This window comes from Streptomyces sp. NPDC039462 (genome assembly GCF_055639375.1).
This window is the reverse complement of record NZ_JBVKAO010000001.1, coordinates 785258-803657: the sequence shown is the minus strand read 5'-3', so window position 1 is coordinate 803657 and position 18400 is coordinate 785258. Positions and strand designations below refer to the sequence as shown.

Annotated in this window: 17 protein-coding genes; 9 read left to right on the top strand and 8 right to left on the bottom strand. The window is 71.5% G+C overall.

The genetic code is table 11. From position 1 onward, the window contains the following. Positions 1-11 precede the first annotated feature (11 nt). Positions 12-1886: a WD40 repeat domain-containing protein gene (locus tag ACZ7LU_RS03335; protein WP_471915522.1), complete on the top strand. Its 1875-nt coding sequence runs from the start codon at positions 12-14 to the stop codon at positions 1884-1886. Positions 1887-1893: 7 nt separating this feature from the next. Here ACZ7LU_RS03335 and ggt read toward each other — a convergent pair whose 3' ends face one another. Next, positions 1894-3702, bottom strand: a complete 1809-nt coding sequence (ggt, locus tag ACZ7LU_RS03330; RefSeq protein WP_471915521.1) for a gamma-glutamyltransferase — start codon at positions 3700-3702, stop codon at positions 1894-1896. A 104-nt stretch (positions 3703-3806) separates the two neighbouring features. Between ggt and ACZ7LU_RS03325 the strand changes: the two genes are divergently transcribed. From ACZ7LU_RS03325 to ACZ7LU_RS03315, 3 genes are all read left to right on the top strand, one after another. Further along, positions 3807-4574 (top strand): hypothetical protein, encoded by a 768-nt coding sequence (locus ACZ7LU_RS03325; protein ID WP_471915520.1) that lies wholly within the window; start codon positions 3807-3809, stop codon positions 4572-4574. 133 nt (positions 4575-4707) lie between these two features. Next, the gene (locus tag ACZ7LU_RS03320) at positions 4708-5901 is read left to right on the top strand and encodes a L,D-transpeptidase (protein ID WP_398309100.1); all 1194 of its coding nucleotides are present in this window, start codon (positions 4708-4710) and stop codon (positions 5899-5901) included. Between the two features lie 113 nt (positions 5902-6014). Beyond that, the gene (locus tag ACZ7LU_RS03315; RefSeq protein ID WP_468312436.1) at positions 6015-7610 is read left to right on the top strand and encodes an alpha/beta fold hydrolase; all 1596 of its coding nucleotides are present in this window, start codon (positions 6015-6017) and stop codon (positions 7608-7610) included. A 32-nt stretch (positions 7611-7642) separates the two neighbouring features. Here the strand turns inward: ACZ7LU_RS03315 and ACZ7LU_RS03310 are convergent, their stop codons facing one another. The 5 genes from ACZ7LU_RS03310 to ACZ7LU_RS03290 form a co-directional block, all read right to left on the bottom strand. Beyond that, entirely contained in the window at positions 7643-8512 is an 870-nt protein-coding gene (locus ACZ7LU_RS03310; RefSeq protein WP_471915519.1) for an amino acid ABC transporter permease, read from the bottom strand. Continuing rightward, positions 8509-9153 carry an amino acid ABC transporter permease gene (locus ACZ7LU_RS03305; protein WP_471915518.1) on the bottom strand — a complete coding sequence of 215 codons (645 nt, stop codon included), beginning with the start codon at positions 9151-9153 and terminating at the stop codon, positions 8509-8511. Before ACZ7LU_RS03305 ends, ACZ7LU_RS03310 begins: the two co-directional genes overlap by 4 nt. Positions 9154-9162: 9 nt before the next feature. Further along, positions 9163-10068 carry a glutamate ABC transporter substrate-binding protein gene (locus tag ACZ7LU_RS03300; RefSeq protein ID WP_398309667.1) on the bottom strand — a complete coding sequence of 302 codons (906 nt, stop codon included), beginning with the start codon at positions 10066-10068 and terminating at the stop codon, positions 9163-9165. Between the two features lie 54 nt (positions 10069-10122). Continuing rightward, positions 10123-10866, bottom strand: a complete 744-nt coding sequence (locus tag ACZ7LU_RS03295) for an amino acid ABC transporter ATP-binding protein (protein WP_468561339.1) — start codon at positions 10864-10866, stop codon at positions 10123-10125. Between the two features lie 166 nt (positions 10867-11032). Next, a complete protein-coding gene (locus ACZ7LU_RS03290) occupies positions 11033-11476 on the bottom strand; it encodes a DUF6278 family protein (RefSeq protein ID WP_471916469.1) in 444 nt (147 codons plus the stop codon). 309 nt (positions 11477-11785) lie between these two features. On the opposite strand from ACZ7LU_RS03290, the gene ACZ7LU_RS03285 reads away from it, so the two are divergent. From ACZ7LU_RS03285 to ACZ7LU_RS03265, 5 genes are all read left to right on the top strand, one after another. Further along, positions 11786-12472, top strand: coding sequence for a PRC-barrel domain-containing protein (locus ACZ7LU_RS03285; RefSeq protein ID WP_471915517.1), 687 nt, complete (start codon positions 11786-11788; stop codon positions 12470-12472). Continuing rightward, positions 12469-12921: a PRC-barrel domain-containing protein gene (locus tag ACZ7LU_RS03280; RefSeq protein ID WP_398309118.1), complete on the top strand. Its 453-nt coding sequence runs from the start codon at positions 12469-12471 to the stop codon at positions 12919-12921. Before ACZ7LU_RS03285 ends, ACZ7LU_RS03280 begins: the two co-directional genes overlap by 4 nt. A gap of 76 nt (positions 12922-12997) precedes the next feature. Next, positions 12998-14266, top strand: a complete 1269-nt coding sequence (locus ACZ7LU_RS03275; RefSeq protein WP_471915516.1) for a sensor histidine kinase — start codon at positions 12998-13000, stop codon at positions 14264-14266. After that, on the top strand, positions 14263-14922 hold the full coding sequence (locus ACZ7LU_RS03270; protein WP_471915515.1) for a response regulator transcription factor: 660 nt from the start codon (positions 14263-14265) through the stop codon (positions 14920-14922). The genes ACZ7LU_RS03275 and ACZ7LU_RS03270 overlap by 4 nt, the downstream gene beginning before the upstream one ends. A gap of 208 nt (positions 14923-15130) precedes the next feature. Beyond that, the gene (locus ACZ7LU_RS03265; RefSeq protein ID WP_471915514.1) at positions 15131-16936 is read left to right on the top strand and encodes an SGNH/GDSL hydrolase family protein; all 1806 of its coding nucleotides are present in this window, start codon (positions 15131-15133) and stop codon (positions 16934-16936) included. Between the two features lie 4 nt (positions 16937-16940). On the opposite strand, the gene ACZ7LU_RS03260 is transcribed toward ACZ7LU_RS03265, so the two are convergent. Together ACZ7LU_RS03260 and ACZ7LU_RS03255 are read right to left on the bottom strand one after the other, a co-directional pair. Next, positions 16941-17720, bottom strand: a complete 780-nt coding sequence (locus tag ACZ7LU_RS03260; RefSeq protein ID WP_468085606.1) for an exodeoxyribonuclease III — start codon at positions 17718-17720, stop codon at positions 16941-16943. Between the two features lie 30 nt (positions 17721-17750). Then, positions 17751-18383 carry an MBL fold metallo-hydrolase gene (locus ACZ7LU_RS03255; protein ID WP_471916468.1) on the bottom strand — a complete coding sequence of 211 codons (633 nt, stop codon included), beginning with the start codon at positions 18381-18383 and terminating at the stop codon, positions 17751-17753. Positions 18384-18400 lie beyond the last annotated feature (17 nt).

The following is an 18400-nucleotide window of genomic DNA, read 5'->3' as shown; positions in this document are numbered from 1 at the left end:
ACGATTCCCCGGTGACACCAGAGATCATTGACTACGGACAGTTCGCGGACCGGCTGAGAGAGCGCCAACAGGGCCGCCCCCGCTGGGAGTTGCTCGACGCGGTCCAGCGCGAGTGGGGCTACGAGGACCCGGGCGGCGAGCCCGGCCACTCCCGGTGGGGCGGGGAGAACCGCACGGACGGCATCGACTGGGAGCTGCCCGTCCCCGCCGCCCTGACCGAGTGGTGGGACTCCCCCGTCAACTCCTTCGCCTTCGATCCGCGTCTGTACTGGGTCCACACCCAGTGGCCGCCGAGGATCTCGGAGCTCGAACCGGCCGCGGACAGCGGCCTCGTGGGTCCCGGCGGCGACCGTCGTGTCTGTGTCTTCATGTCGGAGTACCACTACAGCCACGAGTGGGGCTACCTCGCCGCCGAGGCCGAACTGCCCGACCCCCGCGTCGTCGTGAGCCTGCGCGGCGAGTGGGTCGTGCAGAGCCGGTCGCTCTCCGAGTTCCTGCTGCAGTTGGCCTTCGAGCGGCTGCCTGCGCACTACGGCTGGACGCTGCGGGTCCGCAGGGCGGCCGTCGACGCCGACCCGGAGATCGTCCGGCGCCTGACGTCCTCGTACCGCGAACTGGGGCTCCTGCCCTGGCAGGAAATGGGCACGGACGCCCTGTCGTACGGCGCGCCGGACGCCGTCGTACGTCATGGCCGCGGGCCCGGCGCCGACTTCGCGATCGTCATCAACGCCCGGACGCGCGAGGCGCTCGTCGCGGTCGCCGAGACCCTCGGCGTCGACTGGTCGGGCGACAAGGCGATCAGCCCGCCCGCCAAGGTGCCCGCGCCCCTGGAGGACCTCGGTCCTGTCTCCCTCGCGGCGGGCGACACCGATCCGCGCGGGCGCTGGACCGTCCTCTCGCGCGGGCCCGGCGCGCCGCCGTCGGTGCCCGGCGCCGCCGCCGCGCTCGTCGAGGCGCCGGAGAGCCTGCGGTCGGTCGCCGCCGACCAGGACGCGACGACCCTCGTGGCGGGCGACGCGGACGGCTCCGTGCACGTCCTGGAGACCGACGACGAGTCCCCCGAGACCATCAGCCTCACCCTGCACCGCGCCCCGGTCACCGCTCTCGCCTGCGTCAGGCTCGACAGCGGCAGACGCCTCGTGCTGAGCGGCGACGAGAACGGCGTGATCCGCTACTGGAGCACCCGCCGCAAGCCGCGGCGGGCCCCCTTCGCACGGCGCCGCACACCCGTCAGGGCGCTCGCCGCCGCACAGCTGGAGACCGGGCCCGCGCTCGCCGCGGCATGGGCGGACGGCCTGGTCCGCGTCTGGGACCTGGGCTCCGACGCGGTGGCCGGCCTGCGCCTCGGCACCGGCATCACGTTCCTCGGCCTCGACGCGGACGGCACCCTGCGCGTCACGGACGCGGACGGCACGTCCGTGCTCCGCCTCGACCTCGCGAAGCTGTGGCCGCACCGCGACCTCCAGCTGCGCCTGGACGGCGTCGACTGGGGCTCCCTGTGGACCGCGCGCGGCCCCGGCCGCATGATCCCCGACCTGATCGGCAAGGTCGCGTCCGACGACAAGAAGACCGCCATGGACGCGGTCCACGACCTCTACCGGCTCCTGGTCTCCAAGGAGGCCTCCTCGACCGCCGCGGTCCCCGCCATCCCGTTCCTCGTCGAGCTGATGACCGACCCGGACAACCAGGCCCGCTCCACGCTCCTGCTGCTCATCGCGGACCTCGCCGACGTCCGCCGGGCGCGCGGCGGCCGGGGCGACGCCCAGCTCGCCGCCGTCCGCGAGGCGCTGCCCGCGCTGCGGTACCTGCACGACGACCCGGAGTCGTCGATCCGCTGGGCGGCGAACGAGCTGGAGCAGAACTGCGCGGCCTCACCCGCCGCCTAGCCGGACGTCATTCCGTGGGGCGGACCACCATCGCCGAGCCGCCGCCCCTGCGGACCTTCTCCGCCGCCGCGAGCCACCTGCCGTCCGGCAGCCGCTGCACGCCCGTGGCCGCGCCGATCTCCGGGTTCTGCTTGAAGGAGTGCCCGATCGACTCCAGTGACTGCCTCGTCCGGCTGTTCCAGAGCCCCGGTTCGAGCTCGGTCTGCGCGGCGTTGCGCTGGCTGGCGCGCGGCGCGGCGATCGCGTCGACCAGGGGCAGGTCCCGGTCGAGGAAGCCCGTCAGGGTCTGGAGGACGGTCGTGACGATGGTCGCGCCACCGGGCGAGCCGAGCGCCACCACCGGCTTGCCGTGCTTGAGCACGATGGTCGGGGAGATCGAGGAGCGCGGCCGCTTGCCGGGGCCCGGCAGGTTCGGGTCGTGCACGGCCGGGTTGGCGGGCGCGAAGGAGAAGTCGGTCAGTTCGTTGTTGAGCAGGAAGCCCCGGCCCGGGACGGTGATGCCGCTGCCGCCCGTCGACTCGATGGTGAGGGTGTACGCCACGACGTTGCCCCACTTGTCGGCGGCGGTCAGGTGCGTGGTGTTCTCTCCCTCGTACGTCGTCGGGGCCGCCTTGCCGCCCGTGGCGCACGGCCGCGGGTTCCGCGGGTCACCGGGCGCGAGCGGGCTCTTGAGGACGGCGTCGTCCTTGATCAGGCACTCCCGCGAGTCGGCGAACCTCTGCGAGAGGAGCTGCTTCGTCGGTACGTCCTCGAAGGCCGGGTCGCCCACCCAGCGCCCCCGGTCGGCGAAAGCGACACGGCTCGCCTCGATGAAGCGGTGCAGGTACGCGGTCTTCGACGCCTTGGAGAGGTCGGTGCGCTCCAGGATGTTCAGCGCCTCGCCGACGGTGGTGCCGCCGGAGGACGAGGGCGCCATGGAGTAGACGTCGAGGCCGCGGTAGGTGGTCTTCGTCGGGGCCTGGCGTTTGACCGCGTACGCCTTGAGGTCCTTGAGGGAGAGGTCGCCGGGGCGCACGACGCGGTCCGAGTCCGGGTCGACCGGCGGCTTGTTCACCGTGCGTACGAAGTCCTCGGCGAGGTCGCCGCGGTAGAGCGCGCCGATACCCTCGCGGGCCAGCTCCCGGTAGGTTCGCGCCAGGTCGGGATTCTTGAACGTCGAGCCGACCACCGGCAGCTCGCCGCCGGGCAGGAACAGCTTCGCCGAGGCGGGGAAGTCCTTGAACCGCTGCTCGTTCGACGCGGTCTGCGCGCGGAAGGTCGGGTCGACCGTGAAGCCGTCGCGGGCGAGGCGCTCGGCGGGCTTCAGGAGCGTGCCGAGGCGCTTGGTGCCCCACCGGTCGAGCGCCGACTGCCAGGTGGCGGGGGTGCCGGGGGTGCCGACGCCGAGGCCGCTGGTGACCGCCTCCTGGAAGGGGATCGGCTTGCCGTTCTCCAGGAAGAGCCCGGAGTCGGCGGTGCGCGGGGCCGTCTCGCGGCCGTCGATGGTGCTGACCTTGCGGGTCTTGGCGTCGTAGTGGACGAAGTACCCGCCGCCTCCGACGCCCGCCGAGTACGGCTCGGTGACGCCGAGCGCGGCGGCGGTGGCGACGGCCGCGTCCACGGCGTTGCCGCCCTTCCGCAGGACCTCGATGCCGGCCGCCGAGGCGTCAGGGTCGACGCTGGCGACGGCTCCGCCGTGGCCGACGGCGACGGGCGTCTTCTCCGGTGCGGCCGGTTCCGCCGAGCGCGTGGGCGAAGGGGGCGCGGCCGCACCCACCGACACCAGCACCCCTCCGACCGCCCATAGCGTCAGATTCCGTACGACAGCGCGACGCATTCGTACCTCCTGTCAACAACGGTCTGCGCAGCGTAACTTCGGATGCACCGTCGCGACAGGACCTCCTCGAACACGGGTCCGGCGGGCCGCTAGCATGCGCCCCCATGAGTGACGACGTGCGCACCATCGTTCTCGGCCTGAGCGCCGGCCTGCTCGCGGTCGCGATCGGTGCCGCGCTGGGCTGGCTGGCCCGCGGCCGGCTGTCGAAGAGCAGGCTCCGCCGCAAGCAGACCTTCTTCGGGCTGCCCGACAACGCCGAGTCGCTGCTCGTGGTGAACCGGGACGCGGGCGGCCCCGAGCCGACCGTGGTGCGCCAGGACGTGTTCGCGCTCCTGGAGCTGGCCGCGGTCGTCAAGGAGTGCGGCGCGCACGCCCAGCTCGTCGCGCACGACACGGCCCAGCAGGGCTTCGGCGAGCGCACCGAGTTCTGCGTGGGCAACCCGGTGGCGAACCGCCGGATGGCCGCGCACATGCACTCCCTGCTGCCGGGCGTCCGCGTGAACACCGAGCCCGAGCCGGCGCCCGACCGCGGCGCCTTCCAGATCGGCTCCGAGCGCTACCGCCTGGAGCCCGGGCTCACGGAGTACGTGATCCTCGCCCGCCTCACCGCCGACCAGGACCAGGACGCGCGGCCCGTCTTCCTCTTCTGCGGCCAGCGCGCGGTCACCAGCCAGGCGGCCACCCGCTATCTGGCCCGCCACCACGAGAAGCTGGCGCGCAAGCACGGCAACGACTCCTTCGTGCTGCTCCTGAAGATCGTCAATTCGCAGGCGTACGGACCCGACGTCGTCGAGCTCGTCGGAGACGTGACGCGCGCGGCGCGGACCCCGCTCCCCACCCCGTCGGCCCGCACCTCCCATCGCGCCAAGTGACCTGCCCCTCACCGTGCGCCGACACGATCCGGGGTCTTATGTGATCTAGCGGGGAATTTCCGGACAACAGGCAACCCGTCCGACCGATCGCCCCTCTCACCGTGCAGTCCACATTCGCACGGAGGTACGTTCCTTGACCCCCCAGAGCTCTTCGAGCCGCCGACGCCCCCTTCGCACCCGCCACGCGGCGACCGCGGGCCTCGCGGTGCTCGCCGCCGCACTCACCGCCTGCTCGGGCGGCAGCGGCTCGTCCGGCGCCGCCGAGGCCGCCGAGAAGCCGAAGATCTCGGTGAACCTCTCGGGTCAGCAGGCGGAGGCGGGCAAGCCCGTGAAGGTCAGCCTGGCCGACGGCCGCCTGAAGCAGGTCACCGTCGCCGACGACAAGGGCACGAAGCTGCCCGGCAAGGTGTCGGCGAACGGCTCCACCTGGACCTCGGAGCGCAAGGCGGCGCCCGGCACGGCGTACCGGGTCGAGGCGAGCACCGACAAGGGCGGCAGCGCGAAGGCGTCCTTCAAGACGGCCGCGCCCGAGCAGGTCAACAAGGTGACGCTCACCCCGGGCAAGGGCAGCACCGTCGGCGTCGCCCAGCCCCTGTCGATCACCTTCGACCACCCGGTGCGGAACAAGGCCGAGGTCGAGAAGCACCTGAAGGTGACGACCTCGAACAACACGACGGGTTCCTGGGGCTGGATCAAGAACTACGACGGCAAGGACCGCGTCGACTGGCGTCCCAAGGAGTACTGGAAGTCCGGCACCAAGGTGAAGCTGGACGCCCGGCTCAACGGCATCGACTCGGGCGGCGACGACTGGTTCGTCCGCGACTACGCCACCGGCTTCACGGTCGGCAAGAGCCAGGTGGTCAAGGTGAACCTGGACAGCAAGACGACGACGCTGACGCGCGACGGCAAGACCGTGAGGTCGCTGCCGATGTCGGCCGGCACGCCCGGTGGCGAGAAGGCCTCCTGGGGCGGCACCTCGGTCCTGATGTCGAAGGAGGGCACGATCAACATGCGCTCCGAGACGGTCGGCCTCACCGGCAGCAACAGCTACGACAAGATGGTCGACTACTCGATGCGGCTGACCTGGTCGGGCATGTACGCGCACGCCGCCCCGTGGAACGCCTCGTACTTCGGCAACACCAACCACAGCTCGGGCTGCGTCGGCATGAGCACCGGTGACGCAGGCTGGCTCTACCGCGAGGCCCAGATAGGCGACCCCTTCGAGGTCACCGGCAGCGGCTCGAAGGGCACCCCCGACCCGGGCAACGGCTACGGCGAGTGGAACCTCTCCTGGGCCGACTGGCAGGCGAAGAGCGCGCTGAGCTGACGGTTCGTCCGTCAACAATCGTTACCGGGGCGTAACTTACCGACGGGTTACCCCCGGTAAAGCCCTGCGGTTACCGTCGGGTCACTTTGCACCGTCCGAGTGAGGAGTGACCCGTGGGACTGCCGCACCATGCCTTGCGTACGACCACCGTGGGGACCGTTTCGGCGGCCCTCGTCGCTGGTGCCGCCTTCGGTCTCGCCCCCGCGGCACAGGCGGCGCCGGCGGCCGCGCCGCGGCCCGCGAGCGCCACCGACGTACGCTTCGTCGACATACCCGGCGACGGCGGCACGATCCTCAAGGCCAACGTCTTCACTCCCAAGGACGCCGAACCTGGCGTGAAGTACCCCTCGATCGTGCTGCCCACCAGCTGGGCGATGCCCCAGATCGAGTACGTCGCCCAGGCCCAGAAGCTCGCGAACTCCGGCTACGTCGTGGTCAGTTACAACTCGCGCGGCTTCTGGCAGTCCGGCGGCGAGATCGAGACCGCGGGCCCCGAGGACATCGCCGACGCCTCCAAGGTCATCGACTGGACCCTCGCCCACACCCCGGCCGACCCGTCAAAGGTCGGCATGGCGGGCGTGTCGTACGGCGCGGGCATCAGCCTGCTCGCCGCCGGGCACGACAAGCGGGTCAAGGCCGTCGCCGCGCTGAGCGGCTGGGGCGACCTGATCGACTCCATCTACAGCGGACGCACCCAGCACGCCCAGGCGGCCGCCCTGCTCGGCGGCGCGGGCGCGCTCACCGGCCGCCCGAGCGCCGAACTCCAGCAGACGCTCAAGGACTTCCTCGGGTCCAACCTGGACAAGGAGGACGAGATGATCGCGTGGGGCGCCAAGCGCTCCCCCGCCACCTACCTCGACGAGATCAACGAGAACGGCGCGGCCGTCATGCTCGGCAACGCCTGGGGCGACACGCTCTTCCCGCCGAACCAGTACGCGGAGTTCTACGAGCGGCTGACAGGACCGAAGCGCCTTGAGTTCCGCCCCGGCGACCACGCGACGGCCGAGGCGACCGGCCTGCTCGGCCTGCCCAACGACACCTGGACCTCCACCCAGCGGTGGTTCGACCACTACCTCAAGGGCGCGGACAACGGCATCGACAAGGAGCAGCCGGTCCAGCTCAAGTCCCGGTCCACCGGCGGCTACGAGGGCTACCCGGACTGGAAGTCGGTCGGCCCCACCCGCGAGAAGATCGCCATGGCGGGCTCCACCACGATCCGCGCGAACGTCGACTCGGGCGCCAACGGCGGCATCGCGATCCTCTCGAACGCCCTGGAGCAGTTCCTTAAGATCCCGCCGACGGCCTCGGTGCCGCTGCTCCCGCGCCGCTACACGGGCGTCTGGCAGTCGGAGCGATACGCGTCGGCCCAGCGGGTGCGCGGGACGGCGAAGCTGCACACCACGCTCACCAGCACCAAGGAGAGCGGCACCCTCGTCGCGTACCTCTACGACGTGGGCCCGCTCGGCCTCGGCAAGCTGGTCAGCAACGCGCCGTACACCTTCCACGGCAAGACGCCGGGCAAGCCGTTCGGCGTGGACCTGGAGCTGTTCTCCACGGCCTACGACGTACCGGCGGGCCACCGGCTCGCCCTGGTGGTCGACACGGTCGACCCGCTCTACATCGAGCACAACCCGTCCGGCGCGCAGCTGACCTTCTCCTCGCCGGCGACGGACCCGTCGTACCTGTCCGTTCCCCTGCGCGAGCAGTGATCTCCGGCTGCTGCCGGGTGGGCCTGCTTCAGCTACCGCGCACCTGGCAGCAGCGTCCCTGGTTCCGCCGGGGCCACGTCCGCGGCCTCGGTCTTGGGATTGCGCCGCTGGCGCTTGGACACCCACTGGGCGAACCACGACAGCAACATGCACATCCCGATGTAGATCGGTGAGATCACCATGACAACGGGGATGAACGGCAAATCGTAGTCGAGGTTCGACGCGATGAGCTTCCCGGCATGGAGGAACTCCTCGTAGGTGATCAGATATCCGAGCGAGGTGTCCTTCAGGGCCACCACCAGCTGGCTGATGATGGCGGGCAACATGGCCCGCACGGCCTGCGGTACGAGGACGTGTCCCATGACCTGTGTCTTGCGCATTCCGAGTGCGTAGGCCGCCTCCCGCTGTCCCCTCTCCACGGAGTTGACGCCGGATCGGAAGACCTCGGCGAGTACGGAGCCGTTGTAGAGCGTGAGCCCGGCGACCAGCGCGGGCAGCGGCTGGACCTTCAGCGCCACGAAGACGAAGAAGATCATCACGAGCACGGGCATCGCGCGGAAGAACTCCACGACGAGCGTGGCCACCCAGCGCACGGGCCGGTGGTCAGAGAGGCGCCCCATGGCGAGCAGGCCGCCGAGCGCGAGGGCGAGGACCGCGGAGATCGCGAAGGCCTTGAGCGTGTTGCCGAGGCCGCGCAGGAGGAGTTCCTGGATGCCCTGGTACTCGAAGGGCGTCCACTTCGTGGCGGTGAACTGGTCGGTGTCGAAGAGCAGATACAGGATCCAGCCGACGAGCGCGAGGACGAGCAGGGTGGAGAGCACCCCGTACAGCCTGTGGCGTCGGACGGTCCGGGGCCCCGGGATGTCGTAGAGGGCGGTGGAATCGTGGGCGAGGGCTTTCATCGGGCGACTCCCCAGCGCTTTTCGAGGACATTGAAGACCGCGCTGATGGCGAGGGTGATGATGAGGTAGCCGAGGGCGATCCAGACGAACGTCCAGATGATGTTGTAGCCCAGCTCGCTGAGCGTCTTGTACGTGCCGAGCAGCTCGGTGACGCTGAACGCGCCCGCGATCGCCGAGTTCTTGGCCAGCGCGATGAGGTTGGAGCCGACCGGCGCGATGACGGACCGGAAGGCCTGCGGCAGCACGACCGTCGACAGGGTCTGGCCGAAGGTCATGCCGAGGCTTCTGGCCGCCTCGCCCTGCCCCTTGGGCACGGTGTTGATGCCGGACCTGAGCGCCTCGCAGATGAAGGCGGAGGTGTAGCAGCCGAGGGCCAGCACGGCGAACACCTTGAAGGGCAGGACGAGTCCGAAGCGCGGCAGACCGAGCAGCACCGCGAAGAAGAGCAGGGTGAGCGGGGTGTTGCGCAGGACCGCCACCCAGACCGTGCCGAACGCCCGGAAGGACCCCACGGGCGCCACCCGGAACGACGCCATGACGAAGCCCAGGACGAGCGCGAGGAGCGAGGCGTAGACGGTCAGTTCGACGGTGCCGAGGAAGCCCTCGCCGAACGTGGAGAAGTTGCCTGTCAGTACGTCCACGACGCCTCCTCAGCTCGCCGGGTAGCGGTCGATGGCGGGCGGTTTCGGCGCCGGGACTCCGGAGAGGCCGAGCGTGGCGTCGTACGCCTTCTTCCAGTCGCCGTTCTTCTCGCCCGCGGCGAGGGCGTCGTCGACGGCGAACCTGAGGGCGTTGTCGCCCCGGGGCACCCCGATGCCGTACGGCTCCTCGGAGAACGGCTTGCCCACCACCTTCAGTTCGTCGGGCACCTTGGCCGCGTAGCCGATCAGGATCGCGTCGTCGGTGGTGACGGCGTCGACCTGATAGGTCAACAGGTTGTCGACGCAGACCGAGTACGTGTCGTACGCGACGAGGGTGGCCTTCGGGTGCTCCTTCTGGATCCGCTGGTACGGGGTCGATCCGGCGGCCGAGCAGACGCGCTTGCCGGCGAGGTCCTGGGGGCCCTTGATGTCGTCCTCGTCGCTGCGCACCAGCAGGCCCTGGCCCGCCATGTAGTAGGGGCCGCCGAAGCCGACGAGCTTCTTGCGGTTGTCGTTGATGGTGTAGGTGCCGACGTAGTAGTCGATCTGCCCGTTCTGCAGGGCGGTCTCGCGGTTCGCCGACGCGATGGTCTTGAACTCGATCCTCTTCGGGTCGAGGCCGAGCGAGGCCGAGACCATCTTGGCGATCTCGATGTCGAAGCCGGAATAGGTGCCGGTCGCCGGGTCCTTCTCGCCGAGGTAGGGCTGGTCCTCCTTGGCGCCGACGACGAAGCGGCCGCGGCTCTTCGCCTTCCGCCAGGTGCCCGACTCCGGCAGTTGGAAGCCGGTCGCCACCCGGTACTTCGGCAGCTCCTCGGCCGCGGGCCCCTTGGTCGGCGGGCTGCCTTCCCTGCCGCACGCGGCGGCGGCGCAGGCGGCCAGGACGAGCGCCGCGAACAGGCGTGTCGTACGCAGGGTGGTTCGCTCGGTGGTTCGCGTGGTGTGTCGCTTCACGGGCACGTCCCCCCGTCAGTGCTTGAGGATCTTGGAGAGGAAGTCCTTGGCGCGTTCGCTCTCCGGGCGGGTGAAGAAGTCCTCGGGGGTCCTGTCCTCGACGATGCGGCCGTCGGACATGAAGACGACACGGTTGGCCGCGGAGCGGGCGAATCCCATCTCGTGGGTGACGACGACCATGGTCATGCCCTCCCGCGCGAGCTGCTGCATGACTTCGAGGACCTCGTTGATCATCTCGGGGTCGAGGGCCGAGGTCGGCTCGTCGAAGAGCAGCGCCTTGGGGTCCATGGCCAATGCGCGGGCGATGGCCACGCGCTGCTGCTGGCCGCCGGAGAGCTGCGCGGGGTACTTCTCGGCGTGCGCGGACAGGCCCACACGCTCCAGGAGTTCGCGGGACCGCTGCTCCGCCTCGTCCTTCTTGCGGCCCCGCACCTTGATCTGTGCCAGGGAGACGTTCTGGAGGACGGTCTTGTGCGCGAAGAGGTTGAAGGACTGGAAGACCATGCCGACTTCGGCGCGGAGCCTCGCGAGTGCCTTGCCCTCGGCGGGCAGCGGCTGCCCGTCGAGCTTGATCTCTCCCGACTGGATGGTCTCGAGCCTGTTGATAGTCCGGCAGAGTGTTGACTTGCCCGACCCCGAAGGGCCGATGACCACGACCACCTCCCCCTTGCCGACGGTGAGGTTGATGTCCTGGAGGACATGCAGCTCTCCGTAGTACTTGTTCACATCACGCAGCTCGATCAAAGGATCGACGGCCATGGCAAGACCTGCCCACTCTCAGCTGTGTACGTCCGCGCAAACTATCCACGTGAAAACGGGACTTACTGGACGACACGCACTTATGGGCATTAACCGTATTTGAGGCAATTCCGGTTACGGCTGCCGCGTCGGGAGCCTTACGTCTGCCGCGCCGGACGCCGCGTGCTCACGTCTCGGAGGCCTCTCCGTAGACCTGCGACAGCTGCGGCGCTCCCTGCACCGCCCAGTCGAGCCCCGCCTCGACGGCGTGGATGTCCCGCCCGGTCTTCAGCCGTACGACGGGGCTGCCGCCCGGCCAGACGTGCCAGGTCGCGCCCGGCACCGTCCGCACCACGACGGTGCCCAGGTACAGTCCCGCGTCGTTGCCGAGCCAGGGCAGCAGCTCGGGGTCGTCGCGCCAGCGCGGCAGGAGCTGGTCGAGGGCCGCCAACGACGCCGGGGAGTCGTCCAGTTCGAGTCCGGCGGCGCTCGCCTGGGAGCGGAGCAGCTCGCACTCGGAGAGCAGCGCGGCCACGCCCTCCGGGTCCTCCTCGAACGCGGCCGCGAGCCCCTCGGCCCGGTCCGTCGCGGAGTGCCGCCTGCGCCACTTGTCGAGGAACGGGATGTTCATGGTCGGCCTCTCCGTCGGGGTGGCGCCCGCCGGATGCGCGGCCTGGCGCTGATTCCGTATGTCCAAGAATGTATCTTGCATCAGTTGATCACGGAATGAGCGGATCGGGGCGGGGTACCCGTGGCAGCCCGCAGGGGTCGGTTCCGCTCGGTCCGGGAGGTGGGCGATGGTGTGGTGGGCGTGGTTGATCGCCGTGGTCGTCGTGGTGGGGCTGCTGGCCGCCGCGGTGCTCGGGGTACAGGCCAGGCGGCGCAGCGGGGGCGTGATCGTGGTGCGCAGGGGCCGCGGGTCCGGACGAGGGAGGGCCCGATGACGGCGCCCGTCCCCGCGCTGATCCCGGCCACCGACCTCACCAAGCGCCCGGTGGTCACGCTGGGCGGCGAGGCGGTCGCCCAGGTCAAGGATGTCGTGCTCGACGGGGCGGGCGGCCGGATCGCCGGCTTCACCCTGGCCGGCCGGGGCCTCCTGTCCGGGCCGCTGCGCAAGAGCGTCCCGTGGTCTGCCGTGCACGCCGTGGGCGCGGACGCCGTGATGATCACCTCGGCCGACGCCCTGGAGGACCGTTCCGCCGTCGCCTCCGGGCAGGAGGCCGCCGGCGGCCTGGTCCGCGGGGCCCGCGTCCTGACGGACCAGGGGGTCCAGGTGGGCACGGTGCTCGACGTGGTGGTCGAGGCGGGCCGCGAGGGCCGGGTGGCCGGCATCGAGATGGCCTCCACGGAGGCTCTGGGCCGCCATGAGCGCAAGGTCTTCCTGCCCCTCGGCGAACGCGCGGCGATGACGGGCGACACGCTGGTGATCCCGGCCCGCGACACGGAGCACGCGGTGGACGAGCTGAGCGAGCTGGTGGCGGTGGTGGGGGGCCGGCGCGGGTGGTTCGGGAAAGGCGGGGAAGCCGGAGCAGTTGGAGCAGCCGGAGAAGTCGAAGCCGCAGGAGAAGTAGGAGCAGCCGGAGCCGCCGGGGAAGCCGGGGAAGCCGGGAAGGGGCCGATCTCATGATGCTGCTCAGTCAGGTCGTGGGGCGCCCGGTCGTCAGCGCGGCGGACGCCACGCACATCGGTACGGTCGCCGGGCTCGTCGTCGCGCCGCCGGAAGAGGCGCTGATCACCGCCATCCGGCTGGACGGCGTCAAGGGCGGCGCCGACGTCGTCGCGTGGGCGGACGTGCACGCGGTGGGGCCGGACGCGGTGGTGATCGGGTCGGCGTCGGCGGCCCGGTTCGCCTCCACGGACTCGTCCGAGAGCCAGGACCTGCTCGGCAAACGTCTGCTCACGGAGTTCGGCGACGCCGTCGGAACCCTGGCCGACGTCACCTTCGACCCGGAGTCCGGCCGCGTCCACACCCTCCACACCTCCCGCGGCCACCGCGTGCCCGGCTCCCACCTGCTCGGCATCGGCTCGTACGCGGTGGTGATCCGAGCGGCCGACGAGGCCGCCGCCCGAGCCTGATCCGGGGTGGCTGTCGACCTGGGTCGTACACCCGTGGTCGATTCCCGGCGCACGTCCTCCTGGCTACGATCGGCGCATGTCAGCCACCCCGCCGATATCCCTGCTCAAGCATGCGCCGCCGGGCGTCTGGGCGGCCGTCGCCTGGTGCCTCGGCATGGTCTCAGGCGCCCGTGCGTACTACGGGATCCCGTGGCTGCCGACCAGCACGCAGGAGGCGCCGGAGCCGTGGGAGTGGCTGCTCGTGGCCGTCGCGGCGGGCATGGCGCTGGCCGTCGTGCGGTTGCTGGGCCGTCGCCCGCTGGTGGCGCTCGGGCTGCTCGTCGCCGCCTCGTACGTCGCGACGCTGGCGATCGACGCGACGAACATCGGGTTCGCGCAGTACGCGGCGGTCGACATCGCCATGGGATATGTCGTGGCGACCCGGGCGCGCCGGGCCCGCGTCACCGCCGTCGTCCTGGCGCTCTGTGTCCTGCCCGGCTACGCCCTGCTGCGTCAGCTCCTCGGCCTCCCCCTCCGGCTCGACCACACCATCAGCTCCAGCTGGTCGGACTGGCAGACCGTCGTCCTGACGGCCGCCGTCGCCTGGCTGGTCGGCAACTCGGTGCGGCAGGCCCGCGCCTACACGGAGCGGCTCGGCGCCCAGGCCGCCGCGCAGGCCGTCACCGCCGAACGGCTGCGCATCGCCCGGGAGATGCACGACACCGTGGCGCACAGCATCGGCATCATCGCGCTGCAGGCGGGCGCGGCGGCCCGGGTCGTCGAGACCCAGCCGGCGGGCGCGCGCGAGGCGATGGTCGCGGTGGAGACGGCGGGCCGCGAGACCCTGGCCGGGTTGCGCAGGATGCTGGGCGCGCTGCGGGAGAGCGACGGTGACAGCGGTGGTGCGGGCGGCGGTGGTCGAGGTCCTGACGGGGCACGGGAGCCGGTGCCGCGCGGCCCGGCCGAGGGCCTCGCGGACGTGGAGCGGCTCGCCGCGTCGACGACGGCCGCGGGGGTGCGCGTCGACGTGGTGTGGCGCGGCGAGCGGCGGCCGCTGCCCACGGACGTCGACCTGTCGGCGTTCCGCATCATCCAGGAGTCCGTCACCAACGTGGTGCGGCACGCGGGCGTCATGTCCTGCACGGTGTCCGTGGACCAACGCGACGAGGAGATCATCATCGAGATCGAGGACTCCGGACGGGCCCGAGCAGCCGGTGTGCGGCCGCACGGCACCGGATACGGCCTGCTCGGCATGCGGGAGCGAGTCGCCCTGCTGCACGGCGAGTTCAGCGCCGCGCCGCGCCCCGAGGGCGGCTTCCGGGTGAGCGCCCGGCTGCCCGTCCCGGCCGCGGCGGGTGTCCGATGACGATCCGCGTCCTGCTGGTCGACGACCAACCCCTCGTCCGCACCGCCCTGAGCATGGTCATCACCGAGGCCCCGGACATCGAGGTCGCGGGCGAGGCGGCCTCGGGCGACGAGGCGGTCCGCCGGTGCGCCGAACTGCGCCCGGACGTCGTGGTGATGGACATCCGGATGCCCGGCATGGACGGCATCGAGGCCACCCGGCTCATCACGTCGGGCCCGGCGCCCGCACACGTCGTCGTCCTGACCACGTTCGACGACGACGATTACGTGTACGGGGCGCTCCGCGCGGGGGCCGCCGGATTCCTCGTGAAGGACATGGCCCTGGACGACATCCTCGCGGCGGTGCGGACCGTCGCGACCGGCGACGGCCTGATCGCGCCGAGCGTCACCCGCCGGCTGATCAAGGAGTTCGCGGACCGTCCCGTGCACACGCCGCCGCGGGACGCGCCGATCGAGGGCATCACGGACCGCGAGCGCGAGGTGCTCACCCTGGTCGGCCGCGGCCTGTCGAACACCGAGATAGCCGAGGAGCTCCGCCTCAGCGTCGCCACCGCGAAGACGTATCTGACCCGCCTGCTCGCCAAGCTCGGCGCCAGGGACCGGGTGCAGCTGGTGATCATCGCGTACGAGAAGGGGCTGGTGTCGGCGGAGCGCTGACGGACGACCGGCCGGCGCTGTGGGCGACTTCGCGCGTCCCGGTGCCAGCGCGCTCCCGGCGACTTCGCACATCCCGGTGCCAGTGCGCCCCCGGCGACTTCGCAACTCCCGGTGCAGTGCGCGCCCCCGGCGACTTCGCGCCTCCCGGTGAGTTCGCGTCGTGTTCACGCCTCCCTCATTGACTCGCCGCCCGCACCTCCTTAGCTTCATGGCGCATCTGCCAACGCGGGAGGGGTCTGTCGTGCGCCGACGTATCTGGGGAGCGGCCGCCGTGCTCGCCCTGCTCACGAGCCTCGTACCCGTGGCATCGGCGCAGGCCGCGGCCCCGCACAGACCCGTGCCGCTCCCCCTGGAGCGGCTCTTCGACAACCGCGCGGTGAGCGACGACGCCCGTCCCGCCGAAGCGGACTTCGACGGGGCCGGCGGCTCGCTGTCCGCGCGGGACCTGGCGGCCGCGGGCTGGACTCCGGGGCGCTCTCTCGCCGTCGACGGGGCCCGTCTCACCTGGCCGCGCACCGCGCCGGGCGCTCCGGACAACGTGCGCGCCGACGGGCAGTCGGTGCGGCTGCGCGGCCGCGGTGACGCCCTCGCCTTCCTGGTCGCGGGCACGGGCGGCGAGGCGAGCGGCACGGGGACGGTCCGGTACCGGGACGGTTCGCGCGGCGGCTTCCGGCTCACCGCGCCGGACTGGCGTTCGGGCCCGCTCGCCACGAAGTCCGTGGCCCTGCCGCACATCAACACGCCCGGCGGCCAACTCGCCGAGAAGGCGCGGCTGTACGTCGTGACGGTGCCGCTGGCCCGTGGGCGCGAGGTCGCCTCGGTGGAGCTGCCGCGGGACCCCGGCGCCGCCGACCTGCACGTGTTCGCCCTGTCGGTGCGGGCCGATGCGAAGGGCTGGACGGGCACCTGGTCGGCGTCGACCTCGGGCTACACGGCGGTGGGGCCCTGGGCCGACCGGACCGTGCGGCTCGTCGTCCACACGAGCAGGGGCGGGCCGCGGGTGCGTGTCCGGCTCGACAACACCTTCGCGGCGGCCCCGGTGCGGATCGGCAGCGCGACGGTGGCGGTGCAGGGGGCCGGGGCGGGCGCGCGGGACGAGCCCCGGAGGCTGTCCTTCCGCGGCTCGTCCGGGACGGAGATCCCGGCGGGCGCCCAGGCGTTCAGCGATCCGCTCGACTTCGACGTGCCCGCCGACGCGAACCTCCTGGTGAGCTTTCACCTGCCGGGACCCGTGGCGGCGGCGCCCGTGCACAGCCAGGCCGTGCAGCGGTCGTACGTCAGCGGCCCCGGCGACCACACGGCGGACGGCTCCCCGGCCGCGTACACCTCGACGATCACGACGTGGCCGCTGCTCACCGGCGTCGACGTGGGCGGCGGGCCCGGATCCGTGGTGCTGCTCGGCGACTCGATCACGGACGGCGTGAAGTCCACGCAGGACGCCAACCGGCGCTGGCCGAACGTCCTGGCGACCCGCCTCCTGAACCAGTCCCGCGTCCCGCGCTACGGAGTGCTCAACCAGGGCATCTCCGCGAACCGCGTGGTCGCAGACCGCTACCCCGGCGACGGCGTCTCCACCGACACGGGCGGCGTGAGCGCCCTGCACCGCCTCGACCGCGACGTCCTCGCCCAGACGTCGGCACGCACCGTCGTCGTCTTCGAGGGGATCAACGACGTGCGCTGGGGCGCTTCGGCGGACCAGGTGATCGCCGGCCTGCGGGAGATCGCGGACCGCTCCCACGCGCGCGGACTGCGGGCCGTGGCGGCGACGATCGCACCGTGCGAGGGCGAAAGGCTCTGCACCGGGGCCGCCGACGAGCAGCGGGAGAAGGTCAACGCCTACCTGCGGGGCACGGACGACTTCGACGCCGTGCTCGACTTCGACGCGGTGCTGCGGGATCCCGCGCACCCGGCGCGCATCCTCCCCGCCTACGACAGCGGGGACCACCTGCATCCGGGCGACGCGGGGCTCGCGGCTCTTGCGGAGTCGGTGGACCTGCGCGTGCTGGCGCCGTGAGGTCCTAGACGTCCAGGTCGACCACCACCGGTGCGTGGTCCGACGCGCCCTTGCCCTTGCGCTCCTCGCGGTCCACGTACGCGTCGGAGACGGCCTTGGCGAACGGCTCGTTCCCGTACACGAGGTCGATGCGCATGCCCTTGTTCTTGGGGAAGCAGAGCTGGCGGTAGTCCCAGTACGTGAACGGGTGGTCGTACTTGAGGGGGCGCGGCACGACGTCCGTGAGGCCCGTCTCGCGCAGGGAGGCGAGGGCGGCGCGCTCGGCGGGGGTGACGTGCGTGGAGTCGACGAAGAGCGCGGGGTCCCAGACGTCGTCGTCGGTCGGGGCGACGTTGAAGTCGCCGAGGACGGCGAAGGGGCGGGAGCCGCCCGCGTCCCCGGCGACCGCGGCCTTCAGGGCCTCGAACCACTGGAGCTTGTAGGCGTAGTGCGCGTGGTCGACCTCGCGGCCGTTCGGCACGTAGACCGACCAGAGGCGGACCGGGCCGCAGGTCGCGGAGATCGCGCGGGGCTCCTGCACGCCGTCGTACCCGGGGTCGCCCGGCAGGCCCCTGACGATGTCCTCCAGGCCGACCTTGGAGATCAGCGCCACGCCGTTCCACCGGCCGGTCGCGTGGACCGCCGACTCGTACCCCAGCTCGCGGAGGGCTTCGGTCGGGAAGCCCTCGGCCGTCGTCTTGGTCTCCTGTATGCACACGACGTCGGTGCCGGTGGCCTCAAGCCAGGCGAGGAGCCTCGGCAGACGAGCGGTGATCGAGTTCACGTTCCAGGTCGCAATGCGCATGCCTCACAACCTACCGGGCGGCACTGACAGTCACAGAGCGGCCGACTCCCCCGGCGTCAGACGCACGTGCTCGGCCCCGCCGAGGGCGCCGATCTGGTTGTCGTAGATCGGCCGGGCGAGGTCGGTGAGGAGCGCGTCGTGGATGTCGTAGGCGCGCTGGGGCTTGACCTCGCGTACGTAGTCGATCACTTCGGAGATCTTGTTCCAGGGGGCCATGACGGGCAGCATCAGCGTCTCGACGGGCTGGTCGGGGACGGTCAACGCGTCGCCGGGGTGGAACACCGAGCCGTCCACCAAGTACCCCACGTTGGTGATCCGCGGAATGTCCGGGTGGATGACCGCGTGCAGTTCGCCGTGCACCTGGACGTCGAACCCGGCGGCCGTGAACGTGTCGCCGTGCCCGACGGTGTGCACGCGCCCCGGGAAGGCGGCCGAGATCCGCTCCGCGACAGACTTGAGCGTCCAGATCTCGGCGCCGGGGCGGTCCTCCAGGGCGGCCCGCAGCCGGCCCTCGTCGAAGTGGTCCGGGTGCTCGTGCGTGACGAGGATGGCGTCGGCGCCGAGCGCCGCGTCGTCCTCGCTGAAGCCGCCAGGGTCGACGACGAGCGTGCGTCCGTCCTTTTCGAGACGCACGCACGCGTGGGACTTCTTCGTGAAGGTGATGCGCCGGGCGCGCATGG